Genomic DNA, 16,397 nt, shown 5'->3' on the forward strand with positions numbered 1-16,397 from the left:
CGCCGTCCCGCAGCCCACCCCGAGCGGTGCGCCCCGGATGTCCGTCACCGACCGAGCTCCCGAAAGCCCGAACACACCATGGTGAGCCTCGACTCGACCAGCCGCCGTGGCCGGGTGCGCGCCCCCCCCGCACGGGGCCGGCCGGATCCGGGACAGCGCCTGGAGCTGTCCCGGACAGAACTCCTTGTCCATCGACTTCGTCCCCGAGGACTGCTCCGTGAGCATCGGACCGAGCACCAGCGCGCTGCTCAAGACCACCAGCCACGCCCGCAGGCAGGACGTCACAGCGTCCTACTTGGCCCTGACCCAGGCCTGCGCGGATACCGGCGACGACGCCCGGCATGCCGAGTTGGTCAGCGACCACCCCCTCGACGTCTGGTCGCTGCCCGCCTCGCGTGCGATTGCCCTGGTGCACATGGGTCTGGAGGAGGCGTGGGCGCTGGTGCGGGGCGCGGAGCTGCTGGAACAGCACCGGGTGGCCGTCGTCGCCCCGTATTACAGCGGCGTGCGCGCGGCTGCCGGCCGAGCCGTCACTTTCTGGCACGACCCCGGGAAACGGAGTCGGGACGAGTCGCTGAGCGCGTGGGTGACCGCCGCTGTGCACCGGATCCGTCCCGAGGCCGCGCTGTGGCTGGAGGACCACGACCCGTTCGCCGGTCTGCTGGACGGCCTGGACGAGACCCCGCTGAGCGGGTCCGCCCGCTGGTTCTTGTACGAGTGCACCGCCTGGTTACACGCGGAGTGGGCAGGCATCGACTGGCCGACTCCGCCCACCGTCATCCTCGGGGCCCGACAACTGGCTCGCTGCCACGACGGCGGGATGCGCCCGCGGCTGGTGCTGCGCAGACCGCTGTGGCGCGGCCACCGGGAGTGGGACCTGGTCGCCGCGCGCTGGAGCAACGAGCTGCTGCGCGGCCGCCCCGACGACCTGCAGGCCTACCACGACACCTACACCGCGCACGGCTGGGCCGACGTCGCCGCCCCCTACGACCACATAGGCGCGTGGTCGGGCTACCAGGTCGTCCGGGACGTCGTCGTGCTTACCGCCGTGATGGACACTGTGCGCCGCGCCCACCTTGATTCCCGGACCCGCGCGTTGGCGGTCCACCAAGTGGCGTGCCTACGCGGCGCCCGGTCGGCCCCGTGGGACTGGGGGAATCGGTGACGACGGCGCCCAGCCCTTGGGTTCCTTCATGTGGTTCACGTGGAGCGGAGTGATCGTCTGTCGTGGCCCATGGACCTTGAACGAGACAGCGACCATGAGACTCCGGCCATCGGTCAGACGAGGGGCGGGTCTGGTTCGTGCCTGCGGCGGCCAGTGTCCCTCCGCGCGTCCGGCGAAGTCGTCCGCTGACGCACCCTAAGAAGACGTCTCATTTGGAGAGTCGCCGGGTGCAGATGAGGGCTGTTGCGATGCCGGCGAAGGCGGCGAAGTGGTCGGCCTTGCGTTCGTAGCGGCGGTGGAGGCGGCGGAAGCCGCCGAGCCAGGCGACGGTGCACTCGATCACCCAACGGTGCCGGCCGAGGCGCTGGGAGGACTCGATGCCTCGGCGGGCGATCCGGGCCGGTATCTGCCGGCGGCGCCGGTAGATGCGGATGAAGCGGTGGTCGTAGGCTTTGTCGCCGTGCAGCTTGCCGGGTCGGCGCCGCCGCGGGCCGCGCCGCGAGCGGATCGGCGGGATGGCGTCGACGAGCGGGATCAGGGCCTGGCTGTCGTGGACGTTGGCCCCGGAGACCGCGAGCGACAGGGGTAAACCGGTGCGTTCGGTGAGCAGGTGGATCTTCGGCCCGTACTTGCCCCGATCGACAGGATTCGGACCCGTCAACTCCGCTTTTCGAGGGCCCGCATGTTCACCGAGTCGACCGCGCACCTCGACCAGTCCAGCTCGTCCCGCGCGCCGAGCTCGTCCAGGACGACCCGGTGGAGCTTGGCCCAGACCCGGGCCCTGCTCCACTCGGTGAAGCGACGATGGGCGGTAGGCCCGGACGGACCGAAACAGGACGGCAGCTGGGCCCACGTGCACCCCGACGTCGCGACGAACACGATCGCCGCCAACACTTCGCGATCCCCGTAGCGGCGCCGACCGCCGCCCTGGGGACGGGTCGGCGCTGCCGGCACCACCAGCTGGAACAGCTCCCACAACTCGTCCGGCACCAGGCGCTCCACGATCATCACGCCCACAGCCTACTCAGCCATCCAAATGAGATGTCTTCTAAACCCATCGATCGGCTGACTCTCGCAGGTGTGGGAGGAACCGCCGAGTATCCGTCGCCGGTACTCGGACAGCAGCTGACCCCCGCAGGCGGGAGGAGGATCCCTGCCGGCCCGCTGCCGGGCGGCGGTTCAGTGCGACCAGAACGGGTCCTCGTACCTGGGGAGGATGTCGGGGCGTCCGTCGGGCAGGGTCGGCTCGGGGACGTAGGTGCCGAAGGGGTCGCGGTCGCGGATGACGGGAATGGGGCCGACGCCGGCCTGGAAGGTGATGTTGCCCGCGGCGCCGACGAGCAGGCACACGCCGTACCCGGCGGGCGTGGAGGCGAACATGGCGGGCTGGCGGGGGTTGACGGCGGTGATCCGGTATCCCCGGGCCTGCCAGCCGCGTTCGGTGATGCCCAGCAGCGCGCCGTACTTGGACGGGGCGACCTTGGTCATGACGTACCGGTCGCGGGTGGCGGTGGCATAGCCCAGGGAGTGGTCGTCCGGGCCCGCGGTCCGTTCGGTGGAGCACGGCCATCCGTCCCGGTACCGCAGCGGGGGACGGATGGCGGACATTGCCTCGTCGAGGAGCGCGTCGAGTGCCTGGACGGCCTGTTCGGGGGTCATGGGGATGGGGAGGCTTTCGGAACGAGGAGGCGGGAGGCGGTCCGGCGGGGCGCGGCGGTCAGACCGACCAGTACGGGTCGTCGTACTTGGGCAGGACGTCCGGGTTGCCGTTGGCCATGACCGGGTCGGGGGTGGGGGTGCCGAACAGGTCCCGGCCGTCGGGCACCGGGACGGGGCTGACGGTGGCTCCGATGTCGATGTTCCCGGCGGGATGGATGGTGACGCTCACGCCGTAGCCGTCCGCCGTGGTGGCGAACAAGCCCTTCAGGTTGGCGGGCCCCGTGTCGATCCGGTAGCCCTTGGCCTGCCAGGTGCCGCGCACCGCGGCCAGCAGGGCGTCGTACTTGCCGGGGGCCACCTTGGTCATCACGTGGCGCTCGCGGGAGGCCGCGGCGTAGCCGAGGGAGTGCTCGTCGAGGCCTTTGGAGTACCGCACGGTGGCCTGCGGCCAGGCGTCCCAGTACCGCAGCGCCGGCTGGACGCCCGAGGTCGTCTCCGCCAGCAGGGAGTCGAGCTTCTGCAGGGCCTGGGCGGGCGGGATGAGCGGGCCCGGAGTCTTCCCCTGGCTCTGGCCGGGGCCCGCCCCGGCGCCGGCGGTGCAGGCGGTGGCACCGAGGGCGAGGACGGCGAGGGCCGCCGACAGACGCGGGGCGGGGCGGGAACGGTGGTTCATCGGTGGTCCTGCCTCGTGACGTGGTCGTACTGTCCGGCCAGGATCTGGCCGATGTTGTTGACCGACTCCAGGGTCTTCGACTCCGACTCCTTGGGGTCGGTCATGTAGTTCGAATGGGAGTCGAACGACATTTCCGGCCCGTCGGCGACCGCGAAGCGATTGGCACCGAAGTCCCCGCTGGCCGGGTCCTGACCGAACCACAGCTGGTTCTCGGGGCCGAACCAGTCGTACATCTTGTCGGCGACGTAGCCGTTGACGACGCTGCCGATCGGACCCGCGATCATGCCCCCCTGCTGCGCGCCCTGGATGTCGTTGGCCACGCGGCCCTTGGACGGCAGGTGGCTGACCGGGTCGTTCTCCGCGTCGCCCACCCACACGTGGCTGGGGTCGATGTGCAGCTGCGAGGCCCGCTGAGCGCCGGTGCCGGGGGACCCGACGAGGATGATGTCGTCGGCGCCGGTGCCGCCGCTCATCTGCGCGCCCAGGCCCACGGTGGTGGAGCCGTAGCTGTGGGCGAGGGCGACGAGGTGGGCGGGCGGCCCGTCGTGGGTGGCGCGCAACCCGGCCATGAACTTGTCGTAGGCGGCGCCGCCCTTGGCGGCGCGGTCGGTGTCCATCACCTCAAGGGGCCGGGTGTCGCCCTCCTGGAGCTTCTCCAGGCCCGGCGGTGGGTCGTAGCCGAGCCACACCATCGACGCGAACGTGGAGTCGGTATCGGCCTTCTGCGCGGCGTTCAGCACGTTCAGGGCGCGGTCGCCGTCCTTGCCGCCGACGTCGCTGAGCTTGGTGCCCAGCCCCGGCACGTACGCGCTGACGTTCTTCGCGGTGTCCGGGTTCCCGAAGGCCAGGATGCCGCGGCCCTGCCCCTCCTCGCTGATCCCGATCAGGAGCCTCGGGGGCTGCTTGTCCTTGTCCGTCTCCAGGCGCTTGCTGATCGCGAGGAACCCGTTGAGCTTCTGCTTCTCGTCGTCCGTCGGGTTCGGCTTCTGCTGGTACTTGGTGATGAGGTTGGCCAGGTTCAGCCGGTTGGCTTGGTCCCGGGCCACGGCCGGGATGCCGTCACGCATGCCCAGCAGGTCCGGGTGCCCCTCGATGAGCCGCTGCTGCTCGGCCGAGGTCAGGCCCCGCCACCAGGAGTTGACCTCGGTCGGCGAGGCGCCGGCGGGCGGGAAGCCGGCGGCCATCAGGTCGACGCCCTGCTGCGTGACGGCCTTCAGGTCGGCGGCCGCCTTGTCCGTCTCCAGCCCCGTGCCGTTGCGGGCGCGTTCGGTCAGGGAGTTCAGGAGCGCCGAGATCTTCTGGTCGGCGTTGCCCGCCTCGGTGACGGCGCCGGAGATCCGGTTCGCCAGCGCCTTCGCCCGCTCGGGGATGTTGTAGTCCGGGTCGTTCTTCTCGGCCTTGGCCGGCGCCGGCCAGGACACCGTCCCGTCGTCGGCGACCGTCAGCCCCAGATCCTTGGCCTCCTGCAACGCCACCTGCAGCTTGGACTGCGCCAGCAGGAAGCTCTCGGAGGCCTCGCGCAGCAGCCCGGAGACCGCCGACATCTCGGTGTGCGCGGCGTCCAGCCGATTGCTGGTGCGCTGCAGCGAGGCGTTGGCGGCGCCGGCGGCGTTGCCGACCCAGTTCGCGTTGAGGACGTGCTTGAGGACCTCGTGCTGCATGTTCTCGACATGCTTGCCGAAGTTGGTGGCGAGGGTGTCGTAGGCGGTCGCCGCCGGCGCCAGGCCGGACAGGTCGGCGTCGCGAAGCTGGGCGAGACTGACCATCAGCGCGTCCCCTGCGGGAACAGCCCGGAAGGCTTCAGACCCGAGGCGCCGTTCTTGTCCGCGTTGCGGTAGTCGGTCGCGGTCTGGCTCAGCTTCAGGGCGATCCCGTCGACCTCGGAGGCCAGCTTGTTCAGCAGCTCCTCCCACGCCGCGGTGCAGTTGTGCAGCGAGGCGCCGACCTGCCAGCCCGACAGCGCGGCGACCGCCGTGTCGGAGGGCTGATGGATCGCCTTGAGCTCGCCCGGCATCGCCTCACCGCTCTCCTTCGCGGCCTTGGCCGCCAGGTCCAGGTCGGCCGGATTGACCCCGAAGGTCGGCCCGAGCGGCGGCGCTGCCGTCGGAGGGGCGAAGGGCCCTCCCGGTCCGTCCGAGCTTGCGTACGCGTTCATGGATTCCGGTCCCCCCTGTCAGCCGGCCTGCGCCCGCCCACGGATCGGCATGGTCGTGGCTGTGTTGCGGTGTGCATCACCGCACGTCCGAGCGATTCATTCGTGCAGGTGAACGTAGCAGACCGCGATCATGACCCATCCGAGCGGACCGGTCACGCGGACCGCTAGCGATGAGCCGTACCGCGCCGCCGACCGCGTGCGGCGGCTACCAGTGGCGTGCGACAGGGGTCGGCCGGCCACGAGGCGCGAGAGAAGGCGCCTCAAGCCCGCGGCTACGGCTCGTGCCACGCCCGCGGACGGGGAGATCGCGCCGGATCGGCCTCAAGACGAGCCACTGCGCTTTCCGTGACAGACCCTTGGCCGGCCGGAAGCCTATGCGGTGGCCGGCCGAGTCCCATCCGTACGGACACTCGATCACACCGGGGGCAGTTGCCGCTTTCGTGCCACTGATTGGCTGACCCCCGCGGGTGTGGGGAGGACGCTTCCTGACCTGCGGCGCAGCGGAGGCTTTGCCATTTCTTGACTGACGGGATGTCGGCGACGGAAGCTTTCCACTGCTGTTGGCCGGAGGCGTCACTTCGCTGGCACTGCTGGGCTGTTGAGGAGTCAAGGAGCAGTTGACATCGTGCCACGTGCTCCTGACAGTTGCGCCTCGGGTTGATCGTCCGATTTGGGGAGCTTGTTGGACCCCAGTGACCCCGTCATGGGCCCAGCGAAGATCAGTGGTGTCCCGCCCCACCTGGCGGCGGGGCGGGACACCACTGATCTGTCAGTTGCTGGTCGTCAGCAGACGGTTGGCCAGGGCGTCGGCTAGGCGGTAGGCCTCGTCGGCCGAGAGGGTGCGGCAGATGGCGTCTGCCAGTTCCTCGACGTTGTGCCAGTCGACGTCACCGAGCTCTGCCTGAGCAGTGGCGGCTGCCGGCTTCTCGCGCTGCTCCGGCATCGGAAGCGGCTCGGAATTTTCCGCGGAAAATCGGTCGGCGCTCGGCGTGGGTCCAGCGCTCGCGAGCGGAGCCTGCGGGGCAGGCACCGGTCGGGGCGCTGGAGGAACCACCGGCTGCGCCGCTGCCGGCGTCACGTCCGCGACCGGCTGGGCGGCCGGTGCGGGTGTGGCCGCCGCCTGCGGCGCCGGAGCGGCGGGGGCAGATACGGCAGGTGCCGCCGTGACCGCCTCCTTTGCCGCGGCCTTCGCCTCCAGCCTCGCCGCCCGCTTCTCGGCCACCGCGTCGGCGTCGGCCTGGAGCAACTGCTCCAGCTCCGCCATCTGCTCGGCCAGGGACATCTCCTCGATGCCCTTCACCGACCCCAGCCGACGGGCGACGTTGATGGAGACGCCCTCCTCGCCACGCGCCTTGGCCCGCACCTGACGCTGCAGCTCAGGGTGGAGCTTCAGCAGGTTCTTGCGGTGCGAGATCCAGCTCTGGGACCAGCCCTCGGCTTCGGCAGCCTCCTTGGCGGTCGGGTACTGCGCCACGATGAGCAGGACCGCGTTGGCCTCCTCGATCGGGTCGAAGTCCTTGCGCGCCATGTTCTCGTCGAGCGCCGCCCGAAGCAGGGTCGCCTTGGACTCCGCCACCGTGTCATCCACGACGACGAGCAACTGCTCGCGCCCGTACAGCTGCGCTGCAGCGCGGCGGCGGTTGCCGTTGACGACGACGACGTCCTGCGGGCCCGCGCCGAGCGCCTGACGGTCTTCCGGCCACAGCCGCAGGTAGGCCTCCGGGGTGACGGCAAGGCAGCTCTGCAGCTGGCGGTCCTTGATGCTCGCCAGGTCGGAGAGGTCGCCCAGCTCGTCGCGGGGGTTGCGCGGGTTCGGCAGGCAGTTGGCGGTGGGGATCCACCGCGCCGGGGTGTCGTTGGCGCTGCTGTCCACACCCGGGGCGTCGACGACCGGGTCAGCGGCCATCGAGGCGAAGGAGACACGACGGCCTGCCATCAGCGACCCCCGTACCCGAGCTCGAGGGACAGACGGAAGAAGTCCTCACGCGCCCGGTAGGCGGTACCGCTCTCCTTGTACTGGGTGACGACGGTCCCCTCGGCCACCGCCCGCGAGTGGATCTTGTATCGGCGCAGGACGGTCTTGGCACGGGGCCACCCCCTCGCCGTGATGTACGCCTCGGTGTCCTCGAGATCGGCCCGACCGTCCCGCGGGTCCCAGTTGTTGACGACGATCCGGAACGGGATGTCCATCGGCTCGATGACCTTCTGGATGGTCCGGGCCGTCGGGTCGAAGCACAGCGGCTCGGTGATCATCGGAACCAGCACGTCGTCCGCGATCTCCAGCGCGCTGCGCAGGATCTCCTCGTCGGCCAGAGTGCCCGGCGTATCGATGAAGATGTGCTGGTACTCGTCCTTCTCGCCGAGGACGTCGAAGGTGCATGCCGCGAGGTTGACCGTGGTGGTGGTCTTGCCCACGCCGCCCTTCTGGTTGGCGATGACGTGGATCTTCGCGCCGGTCTTCTTCAGGTGGATCAGCTGATCGGCCTGCTCGTGCGCCGCCATGAAGTCGAAGGGCAGGTTGTCTCCCACCCGCTCCGCCCAGACGACGGCGGACCCCTGGGGGTCGGTGGACACGACAAGCACAGATGGCTTCATGATGTTCCGTTCTCTCCGTGGGCTTCCCGGGCGGTGTTGCCCGGTACTTCGGAATGCCCGCCGCTCAAAGCCGTGACGGCGGACTGGGACAGCATTCCAGATGATCAGCTAGGAGTCTGACGCGACCCGCGTGTCATAGAGCACAATGATCGGATCTGATTCCGCGTCGAGAGGTGAACGCTTCTCTTCGAAGTGGTCCTGATTTTGTTCTCTGCAGCTACGACGACGTATGTGTGGCAGAGGGGGGACACGCGTGAAAGGCGAATGTCTGGGCATGTGGATCGAAGCACGGGGTGCTGCGACTCTCCTTTGCTGTGGCTGTTCTGAGCACGGTGGGCTTGGCACACTCGCCGTCGGTACGGTGCTGGCGTGTGGGACGGTGTCCCGATCCTTGTGACGGCCCGGCAGCTTGGATGCCCGCTGGCATCTCCGGGTACCGCACCTGGTCAAGAAGTTGCAAAGGCGCCGCGTCGTCCCAGGCCAGGGAGTCTCCTCCCGGCACCCGCGGGGGGCAGCCAACGGCTCGCGCCGTCCTGATGCCCGTAGCTGGTCTCCTCCCCGGGGGGCTGATACCGGTGGGCTCGCATATTCAACTGTCGCGGGTTCCCCGAGGAGCCTTGTCCGCTGGTGACCGGCTGTGATCGCTTCCGGCGCTGGGCTTCCGCCCAAGATCGCATGAGCTGGTCGGCTGGCGGATACCGTCGGCCGCGCGATTCGGAGGAACTTCGGAACGGAGCCCGTGAGAGCGGTCCTCACGCTGCAGACGCTCGCGCCGCCGGCAGCCCTGGGCATGCGCCGTCCACCTGTCGTGGGCGTCCACCTGTCGTCGGCGGCCACCGGGGTCGGTGTGGTCACGGGGTGTTTCATCGGGGCGACGCGCAAGGCCGTTGGCTGGCGGAAGCAGGCTCTCGCCGACCACCCTGCGGGCTATCTGCCGAGCCTGGAACACGACTTCGGCCCGGCCGACGCCGTCGCGCGGATCCGCTCGGCGATTTCCGCCCGAACCGGTCGGGAGAGTGGGAGCATGGGTCGATCCAGCATCACCGAGAGCGATGGAACGGATACGCATGCCACTCAAAGGTGAGTACGAGCCCAGCCCAGCCGACTGGGTGCGGACCCAGGTCGAGGCCTACGAGTCGTCCGGCGGGACGGAAGGCACGACGCTGCGGGGGATGCCCGTCATCCTGCTGACCTCCGTCGGGGCCAAGTCCGGCAAGCTGCGCAAGACCCCGCTGATGCGGGTCGAGTACGACGGGCGCTACGCCGTGGTCGCCTCGCAGGGCGGCGCGCCGAAGCACCCCGTCTGGTACTGGAACCTGAAGGCCGACCCCCGGGTCGAGCTGCAGGACGGGCCGGTACGACAGGACATGACGGCGCGAGAGGTCACCGGCGCGGAGAAGGCCGAGTGGTGGCAGCGGGCCGTTGCCGCCTACCCGGACTACGCCGAATACCAGGCCAAGACCGACCGTGCGATCCCGCTGTTCGTGCTGGAGCCAGCGCCGACCGGGCACTGACCGGGCGTGTGCAAGTCTTCCTACTTCGACTCTTTACTGGTGTGATCACCTGATCAGCTGTCGCGGGTTCCCCGTGGAGTCCAGCCCGCTGGTGACCGGCTGCGGTCGCCAGCGGCGTATCGGCTCCAGGCCCCGCCGCTTTCTCTGAGGAGGCGGCTGGTGGTCTTGTCGTGGTAGCCGAGGGCGTCCGCGACGACGGGGGCAGGAACTCGTCCTGGACCTCGATCTCGTCCAGCGGGTATTGAGCGGTGTGCCCGTCAACCGCCAGCTTCAGCACGTGCTCGTACAGCCGCAGGCCGTCCGCGAGTGCGGATAGCAGTACACCCTGACCTGGTGTTTGGAGCCGGGTCAGGTGCGCTCTGGCCCGGGCGACCCTGCTGCGGTGAGCGCTCTCGGCAGTTTCGACTCCGGACTTGGCTGCCGCCAGATCGCGGTCCGCCTGAACGTGCCGCCGGCCGAGTTCGAGTCCTACCAGTGGACCGGCAGCACGATCGAGTACCACCGTGCCCAGATCCGCGAGCACCTGGGCTTTCGGGTGTGCTCGGTGCAGGACGCGGAGAAGCTGACGGCCTGGCTGGCCGGCAACGTCGCGCACGCCGAGCGGAACGCGGACCGGGTACGCGAGGAACTGCTGAAACGGTGCCGGGAGGAGTTCATCGAGCCGCCGGCACCGGATCGGATCACGCGGATGGTCCGCTCCGCGCTACACACCGTGGAGGAGACCTGGTTCACCACGGTCTTCGCCCGGCTGCCCGATCCGGTGCGGGAGCGGGTGCTGGCCCTGGTGGCGACCGCGCCGGAAGCGGCCGAGGACGCGGACGGCGCCGAGCCGGGCGACCAGGAGAGCCAGGACGAGGAGTCGGTGCTGGCGCTGGTCAAGGCGATGCCGGGCAACGTCAGCTTGGAGTCGATGCTGCGGGAGATCCGCAAGCTGACAGCGATTCGGGCGATCGGCCTGCCGGCCGGGCTGTTCGCGGACGTGGCGCCCAAGGTGCTGACCGGCTGGCGGCAGCGAGCGGTGGTCGAGTCCCCCTCCCACCTTCGCCGCCGCTCGCCGGAATCCGCGGTCACCCTGCTGGCCGCGCTGCTGGTCGAACGGGAGCGGGAGGTGACGGACTGCCTGGTAGACCTGCTGATCGCCACCGTGCACCGGGTCGGCGCCCGTGCCGAGCAGAAGGTGACCAACGAGCTGATCAACGCCTTCAAGCGGGTCTCGGGCAAGGAGAACCTGCTGTTCCAGATCGCCGAGGCCTCGCTCGCCGAGCCGGGCGGCGAGGTCCGCGAGGTGGTGTTCCCGGCGGTGCGCGGGGGCGAGCAGACACTCAAGGAGCTGGTCCACGAGTACCGGACGAAGGGCCCGGTGTACCGGCGCACGGTGCAGACCACGTTGAAAGCGTCCTACACCAACCACTACCGCAAGGGCCTGATCGAGCTGCTGGCGGTGCTGGAGTTCCGCTCCAACAACTCCGCCCACCGGCCGGTGACGGATGCGCTCGCCCTGGTCGAGCGGTACGCAAAGGCCGGGAACACCACCCACTACCCGCTGGGCGGGACGGCGCCCGAGCACCGGGGCACCAAGGGGCAGTGGGCGGAGCTCGTGTACCGGGCGGACAAGCGCGGCCGGCGGCGGGTGGTGCGGATGGTCTACGAGGTGGCCACCTTCCAGGCCCTGCGCGAGCAGCTGCGTTGCAAGGAGGTGTGGGTGGTCGGCGCCGGCCGGTGGCGCAACCCGGACGAGGACCTGCCCACCGACTTCGAGGCCCGCCGGATCGAGCACTATCGCGAGCTGCGCAAGCCCCTGGACGGCGGCGTGTTCATCGACCAGCTGCGCGGAGAGATGACCGGGGCCCTGTCCGCGCTGGACGCGGTGGCGCCGGGACTGGACTGGCTGGAGATCAAGGAGCGCGCTGCGGGCGCGATCAAGTTCACCGGCCCGGAGGCGCAGGAGGAACCGCGCAACCTGCGCCGGATCAAGGCCGAGGTCGGGCGGCGCTGGAGCACGGTGCCACTGATCGACATGCTCAAGGAGGCGATCGTGCGTACCGGCTGCTTGAAGGCGATCACCTCGGTGGCTGGCTCGCGGACGTTGGAGGAGGAGGTGCTGGCCGAGCGGCTGATGCTGGCGATCCACGCCTACGGCACCAACACCGGAATCAAGTCGGTGGCCGGCGGCGAGCACGGGCACACCGAGGAGGAGATCCGCTACACCAGGCGCCGCTACCTCACCCTGGAGTCGGCCCGCCAGATCGCGGTGGAGATCGCGAACGCCACCTTCGCCGCCCGCGACGGCGGGCTGTGGGGCGCGGGGTCGACGGCGGTGGCCTCGGACTCCTCGCACTTTCGCTCCTGGGACCAGAACCTGTTCACCGAGTGGCACTCGCGCTACGGCGGCCGGGGTGTGCTGGTGTACTGGCACGTCGAGCGCGGCTCGGTGGTGGTGCACTCCCAGACGCTGCGGGCCTCCGCCTCGGAGGTCGCCGCGATGGTCGAGGGCGCGATCCGGCACGGCACCACGATGGACCTCGAAGGCAACTACGTGGACTCGCACGGCCAGTCGGAGATCGGGTTCGGGGTGACGCGGTTGCTGAACGTCGACCTGCTGCCCCGCATCAAGCAGATCAACCGGGTCAAGCTCTACCGGCCGGCGGCCGGGGAGAGCGGGGCCTACCCGAACCTGGCGGCGGCGATGACCCGCCCGATCCGCTGGGAGGTGATCGCCGCCAACTGGGACCAGGTCATCAAGTACGCCACCGCGATCCGCGCCGGGACCGCCTCCACCGAGGCGATCCTGTCCCGCTTCACCCGCGCCGCCTCCCACCCCGCCTACCAGGCGATGCTGGAGATCGGTCGCGCCCAGAAGACCATCTTCGTGGCCCGCTACCTGCGCGACCGCGCCCTGCAGCGCGAGATCGAGGAGGGACTGAACGTGGTGGAGTCCTGGAACCGCGCGAACGCGGTGATCTACTACGGCAAGGGCGGGGAGATATCCAGCAACCGGCGCGAGGACGTCGAGATGACCGTCCAGATCCACGACGACCGCTACGGCCTGCTCGCCGATCGCGAGACGGAGCACACGCGTGCCCGCTCGGTCAGGGCCTGGGACACGTTGGCGATCGCCAAGGTGACCAGCCTGCTGGCGCCAGGGGCCATCGGGCGCTGAGTCGCTGTGGGCCCGTCCGGCCGACTGAGCACTACCTGTGCTCCGGACGAGCGGGGGTCAGATCGTTCCGCAGGCTTCGGCCGTACACCACATGCCGACCGCTCGGGCTCTCTGGATACACCGCATCCAGCAGACTGCGGACAAACTGATCCGGGTCCTCCAGACCGGCGGCAGCGAGCGTGCGGGGGCCGTCCGCCAGCAGGTGAAGGATGGCGCCGTGCAGGGCGAGCGTGACGCTGGCGGCCCGCTGCGGGGTGACGGGAAGCCCGGCAGCCCGCTGGGCCAGTTCGAAGCCCGTGAAGTCGGCGGTGGCGATCTGGTCGAGGATCGCTGACAGCCAGGGCTTGCGGGCGGCCTCAGTCTGCAGCTCCAGATAAGCGAGCATACGGGGTCGGCCCGGCCCGGCGAGGTTCGCGAGCAGCCCACGGAACATGGCTACCAGGCCCTCGCGGTCAGCAGGCCCTGCTTCGGAGGCCGCCACCTGCGCCGTTATCGCGTGGTACTGCTCCACGCACCGCTCGGCCACCGCGCGCAGCAGGGAATCCCGGGTCGGGTAGTAGTTCTTCGCGGTCCCCAGCGGCACCCCCGCGGCTGCGTCCACGGCCCGGTGGGTTAGGCCGCGCCCGCCAGCCTCGGCCAGCACCTCGATGGCCGCGTCGCCCAGCAGGTCCCGGCGATTCTGATTCACAGTCAATTATCCTTGCTCGTTGGCACCTTGTCCGCACTACCCCAAGTGTGGTACCACGTATATGGTAATCGGCAATGTAGTGGCGAGCACCAACAAGTCGCGGTGACCCGCCGATGGCCTCCGCTCAAGCAGAGGGAGAGCCATCCGTACGAACAGTCGGAAGAAAGGGAGTCGAACGATGGAAACGCGAGACCACGGCGCCCCCTGGGGCACCACCCGCATGGCGCCGTACGCCGAGACCGACCTGGTTCCCCTGCTTACCCCGGTGATCGACCCCGAGACCCAGATTGCCGTGATCATCGACGAGTACGGCCGCACGGTCAAGCTCGGCAACCACCTGACCATTAGTAGCCCCTCGAACTCCACGAGCACCAGCAGCAGCACTCAGAACTCCACGAGCACGAGTGGTCCTGACAGCTACGATTCCGATAACAACTCGGACTCGGACTCGGACTCGGATCACGACCCCAGCGGCTGGTGATGACAGACCCGGGTGGGTCGGCGCTGGTACTGACTAACCACCATGACGTGACCGCCGACCTGGTCCTGCGCATCCTCGCGGAACGCCAGGTCCCGGTAGTCCGTCTCGACCCCGGCGTCGACCTGCATGCAGGTGCCGCGTTGACCGCCACGTATCGCACAGGCGATCAGCGCGGCATCTTGCACACGCCAAGCCGAGAGCTCGACCTCACCAAAGTTCGCTCTGTCTGGACACGCCGTCCCTCGCCCTTCCAAGGCCCAAGCGAACTGGATGAACAAGACCGCCGGTTCGTCGGATCACAATCCCTGTGGGGCGTCGGCGGCATCCTGGCGTCGCTCCCCGGAGCCCACTACGTGAACCACCCGTGGAACAACCGGGCAGCGGAGTACAAGCCGGCCCAGCTCGCCACCGCACAGCGCAGCGGCTTCTCGGTCCCCAGTACCTTGATCACAAACGACCCTGACAAAGCGCGGGAGTTCGTCGCCTATCAGACCGGCGGAGTGGTCTACAAGCCGTTATGGAACACCCCGTACAAGGTTGACGGCCAGGCGCAACAGGTGTGGGTGCGGGAGGTGCGCGCGCACGAGATCACCGCTGCGGTGGCCGCCTGCCCCCACCTGTTCCAAGTCAAGGTGGAGAAGGCATTCGACGTACGGGTCACGGCGGTTGGAAACCGGCTGTTCGCGGTCCGGATCGACAGTCCTGATCTCGACTGGCGGCAGCGCCAATCCCTCATGGAGTGCACTCTGATCGACGTCCCCGCCCGGGTCGCGCGCTCAGTTTCCGCCTATCTCACCACCTACCGACTCGCCTTCGGCGCGTTCGATTTCGCCGTCACGGCTGCTGGTGACTGGTACTTCCTTGAGTGCAACCCCAACGGACAGTGGGCATGGCAACCCGACTCGATCACCGACTCGATCGCCCTCGCTATCGCTGACCAACTTCAGAAAGGCCCCGAAGCGTGAACTGGCTTGCCGAACTCTGCGCCGGCATGGTCCCAGCTCGCTGCCGCCGGCGCTAGATGGGCCTGCCGCCTGAAGATCGGCCGCGCCCAGATGAGCCAGCCAGCAGGTGGGTGAGCTGGATTGCTCACTCTGCGGTTGAATGACGCGTGGGGGCAGAAATGGTCGATTTCGCCCCCGGTCGCCGATCCATTGGCAAGAGGTGGACATATCAGGGTATTTCGGGGCAGCGATCCAATCCGCTCCGCTCCGTAATTGCGCCTCCCCATTCCGCCCCCTTAAAGTCGCGTTCCGGCGACCACCGAAACGACTTGGAGGGGACGAAACATGACAGACCGTCTGTAACGGCGGCATTCCACCGACAAGCAGACCAATGCCCGTCAACTCCACGCTCTGGACACTCTGCTCAAGTCCGGCGCCCCGAAGTACGAGGACCCGGCCACGTCGTCCCGGGTCTACGCGATCAACCGCGCCGGGTTCCGCCGGCTGCTCGATGACGCGGCGGTCGGCGACACCATCCGCATCGCCGACGCCGCCAGATTGTTCCGCTCGACCAAGGACGTCATCCAGATCCGGGAGATCCTCCAGCGGCGCGGCCTGCACCTGCAGATCGCGACCGGCGCATGGTCCGGCTTCGACCTGGCGGCCGACGACCCGCAGACCAAGCTGTTCGTCACCATGCTCGCCGGGGTCCTGGAGTTCCAGCGCGACATGATCTCGGAGAACACTAAGGAAGGCGTCGCCGCAGCCGAGGCCGCCGGCAAGACCCTCGGGCGCCCGGCAGCCCTCGGTGAGAAGGCGGTGGCCGAGGTCGTCAAGGCGTACGGGGAAGGCTCCGCGGTCAAGGCCCTGGCACGGCGGTACGGGGTCGCGCCCAAGACGATCCGCCGCGTTCTTGACGCCGTCGGCGCCCGCGAACTGCCCGAGCAACTCGACGCAGCCCCGGCCGACCTCGGCGACCAGCAGCCCACATCAATGCCGAACCCGGCGGTGGTGCTCGACCTGCCCGGCCTGCTCGCCGACCACCTGCGCGCCGTCGGCGACGAGACCGTCCGCCAGGTGCTCGCCACCGGCCGGACCATCCGCCGCGGCCAAGGCCACTCGATCCGCCTCGCCGCCCCGCTCGAACTCCACCGCGCGGCACTGCAGCAGAGCGCTACCCTCGCCGCCGACACAGCCAGCCCGGCTGAGCGCAAGGCCCACCGGGTCTACGCCACCCGCATCACAGCCGCCGAGTAGCCAGGGGCCCGTTTGCGGCTCCTGACACGATCGTTAACGGCACCCCGAGAGCCCCGTGGGTTCAGGGAAACTGAAGGCTCTTCAGCGGGAACCCACGGGTCGAATG

14 protein-coding genes and 1 pseudogene are annotated in these 16,397 nt (G+C 69.3%); 7 read left to right on the top strand and 8 right to left on the bottom strand.

The features are described from left to right. Nucleotides 1-217 precede the first annotated feature (217 nt). A complete protein-coding gene (locus ACIO5E_RS35915) occupies nucleotides 218-1,165 on the top strand; it encodes a hypothetical protein (protein ID WP_400676149.1) in 948 nt (315 codons plus the stop codon). A 208-nt stretch (nucleotides 1,166-1,373) separates the two neighbouring features. On the opposite strand, the gene ACIO5E_RS35920 is transcribed toward ACIO5E_RS35915, so the two are convergent. From ACIO5E_RS35920 to ACIO5E_RS35950, 7 genes are all read right to left on the bottom strand, one after another. Next, a protein-coding gene (locus ACIO5E_RS35920) for an IS5 family transposase (protein WP_400676386.1) occupies nucleotides 1,374-2,173 on the bottom strand; the annotation gives its coding sequence in 2 pieces (ribosomal slippage) (nucleotides 1,374-1,840 and nucleotides 1,840-2,173; 801 coding nt in all). A 171-nt stretch (nucleotides 2,174-2,344) separates the two neighbouring features. Next, on the bottom strand, nucleotides 2,345-2,824 hold the full coding sequence (locus tag ACIO5E_RS35925) for a hypothetical protein (RefSeq protein WP_280685531.1): 480 nt from the start codon (nucleotides 2,822-2,824) through the stop codon (nucleotides 2,345-2,347). 58 nt (nucleotides 2,825-2,882) lie between these two features. After that, nucleotides 2,883-3,497 carry a hypothetical protein gene (locus ACIO5E_RS35930; RefSeq protein ID WP_400676152.1) on the bottom strand — a complete coding sequence of 205 codons (615 nt, stop codon included), beginning with the start codon at nucleotides 3,495-3,497 and terminating at the stop codon, nucleotides 2,883-2,885. Next, nucleotides 3,494-5,263, bottom strand: coding sequence for an alpha/beta hydrolase (locus ACIO5E_RS35935; protein ID WP_400676154.1), 1,770 nt, complete (start codon nucleotides 5,261-5,263; stop codon nucleotides 3,494-3,496). The genes ACIO5E_RS35930 and ACIO5E_RS35935 overlap by 4 nt, the downstream gene beginning before the upstream one ends. Next, nucleotides 5,263-5,652: a hypothetical protein gene (locus ACIO5E_RS35940; protein WP_400676156.1), complete on the bottom strand. Its 390-nt coding sequence runs from the start codon at nucleotides 5,650-5,652 to the stop codon at nucleotides 5,263-5,265. The genes ACIO5E_RS35935 and ACIO5E_RS35940 overlap by 1 nt, the downstream gene beginning before the upstream one ends. A 769-nt stretch (nucleotides 5,653-6,421) precedes the next feature. Then, entirely contained in the window at nucleotides 6,422-7,588 is a 1,167-nt protein-coding gene (locus tag ACIO5E_RS35945) for a ParB/RepB/Spo0J family partition protein (RefSeq protein ID WP_400676158.1), read from the bottom strand. Beyond that, a complete protein-coding gene (locus tag ACIO5E_RS35950) occupies nucleotides 7,588-8,226 on the bottom strand; it encodes a ParA family protein (protein WP_400676160.1) in 639 nt (212 codons plus the stop codon). The genes ACIO5E_RS35945 and ACIO5E_RS35950 overlap by 1 nt, the downstream gene beginning before the upstream one ends. Before the next feature lie 760 nt (nucleotides 8,227-8,986). Here ACIO5E_RS35950 and ACIO5E_RS35955 point away from each other — a divergent pair. From ACIO5E_RS35955 to ACIO5E_RS35965, 3 genes are all read left to right on the top strand, one after another. Then, nucleotides 8,987-9,331, top strand: a complete 345-nt coding sequence (locus ACIO5E_RS35955) for a hypothetical protein (RefSeq protein ID WP_400676162.1) — start codon at nucleotides 8,987-8,989, stop codon at nucleotides 9,329-9,331. After that, nucleotides 9,315-9,761, top strand: coding sequence for a nitroreductase family deazaflavin-dependent oxidoreductase (locus ACIO5E_RS35960; protein WP_400676164.1), 447 nt, complete (start codon nucleotides 9,315-9,317; stop codon nucleotides 9,759-9,761). The genes ACIO5E_RS35955 and ACIO5E_RS35960 overlap by 17 nt, the downstream gene beginning before the upstream one ends. Nucleotides 9,762-10,143: 382 nt before the next feature. Further along, entirely contained in the window at nucleotides 10,144-12,921 is a 2,778-nt protein-coding gene (locus ACIO5E_RS35965) for a Tn3 family transposase (protein ID WP_400676166.1), read from the top strand. Between the two features lie 31 nt (nucleotides 12,922-12,952). Here ACIO5E_RS35965 and ACIO5E_RS35970 read toward each other — a convergent pair whose 3' ends face one another. Continuing rightward, complete coding sequence (locus tag ACIO5E_RS35970) at nucleotides 12,953-13,609, bottom strand: TetR/AcrR family transcriptional regulator (RefSeq protein ID WP_400676168.1); 657 nt, start codon at nucleotides 13,607-13,609, stop codon at nucleotides 12,953-12,955. A gap of 178 nt (nucleotides 13,610-13,787) precedes the next feature. Between ACIO5E_RS35970 and tgmA the strand changes: the two genes are divergently transcribed. The 3 genes and pseudogenes from tgmA to ACIO5E_RS35985 form a co-directional block, all read left to right on the top strand. Then, on the top strand, nucleotides 13,788-14,090 hold the full coding sequence (tgmA, locus tag ACIO5E_RS35975) for a putative ATP-grasp-modified RiPP (protein WP_400676170.1): 303 nt from the start codon (nucleotides 13,788-13,790) through the stop codon (nucleotides 14,088-14,090). Continuing rightward, entirely contained in the window at nucleotides 14,090-15,055 is a 966-nt protein-coding gene (tgmB, locus tag ACIO5E_RS35980) for an ATP-grasp ribosomal peptide maturase (protein WP_400676172.1), read from the top strand. Before tgmA ends, tgmB begins: the two co-directional genes overlap by 1 nt. Before the next feature lie 357 nt (nucleotides 15,056-15,412). Further along, a pseudogene (locus ACIO5E_RS35985) lies at nucleotides 15,413-16,291 on the top strand (recombinase family protein); the annotation flags it as partial. Nucleotides 16,292-16,397 lie beyond the last annotated feature (106 nt).

The organism is Kitasatospora sp. NPDC087314 (assembly GCF_044744365.1).
Taxonomy (GTDB): Bacteria; Actinomycetota; Actinomycetes; order Streptomycetales; family Streptomycetaceae; genus Kitasatospora.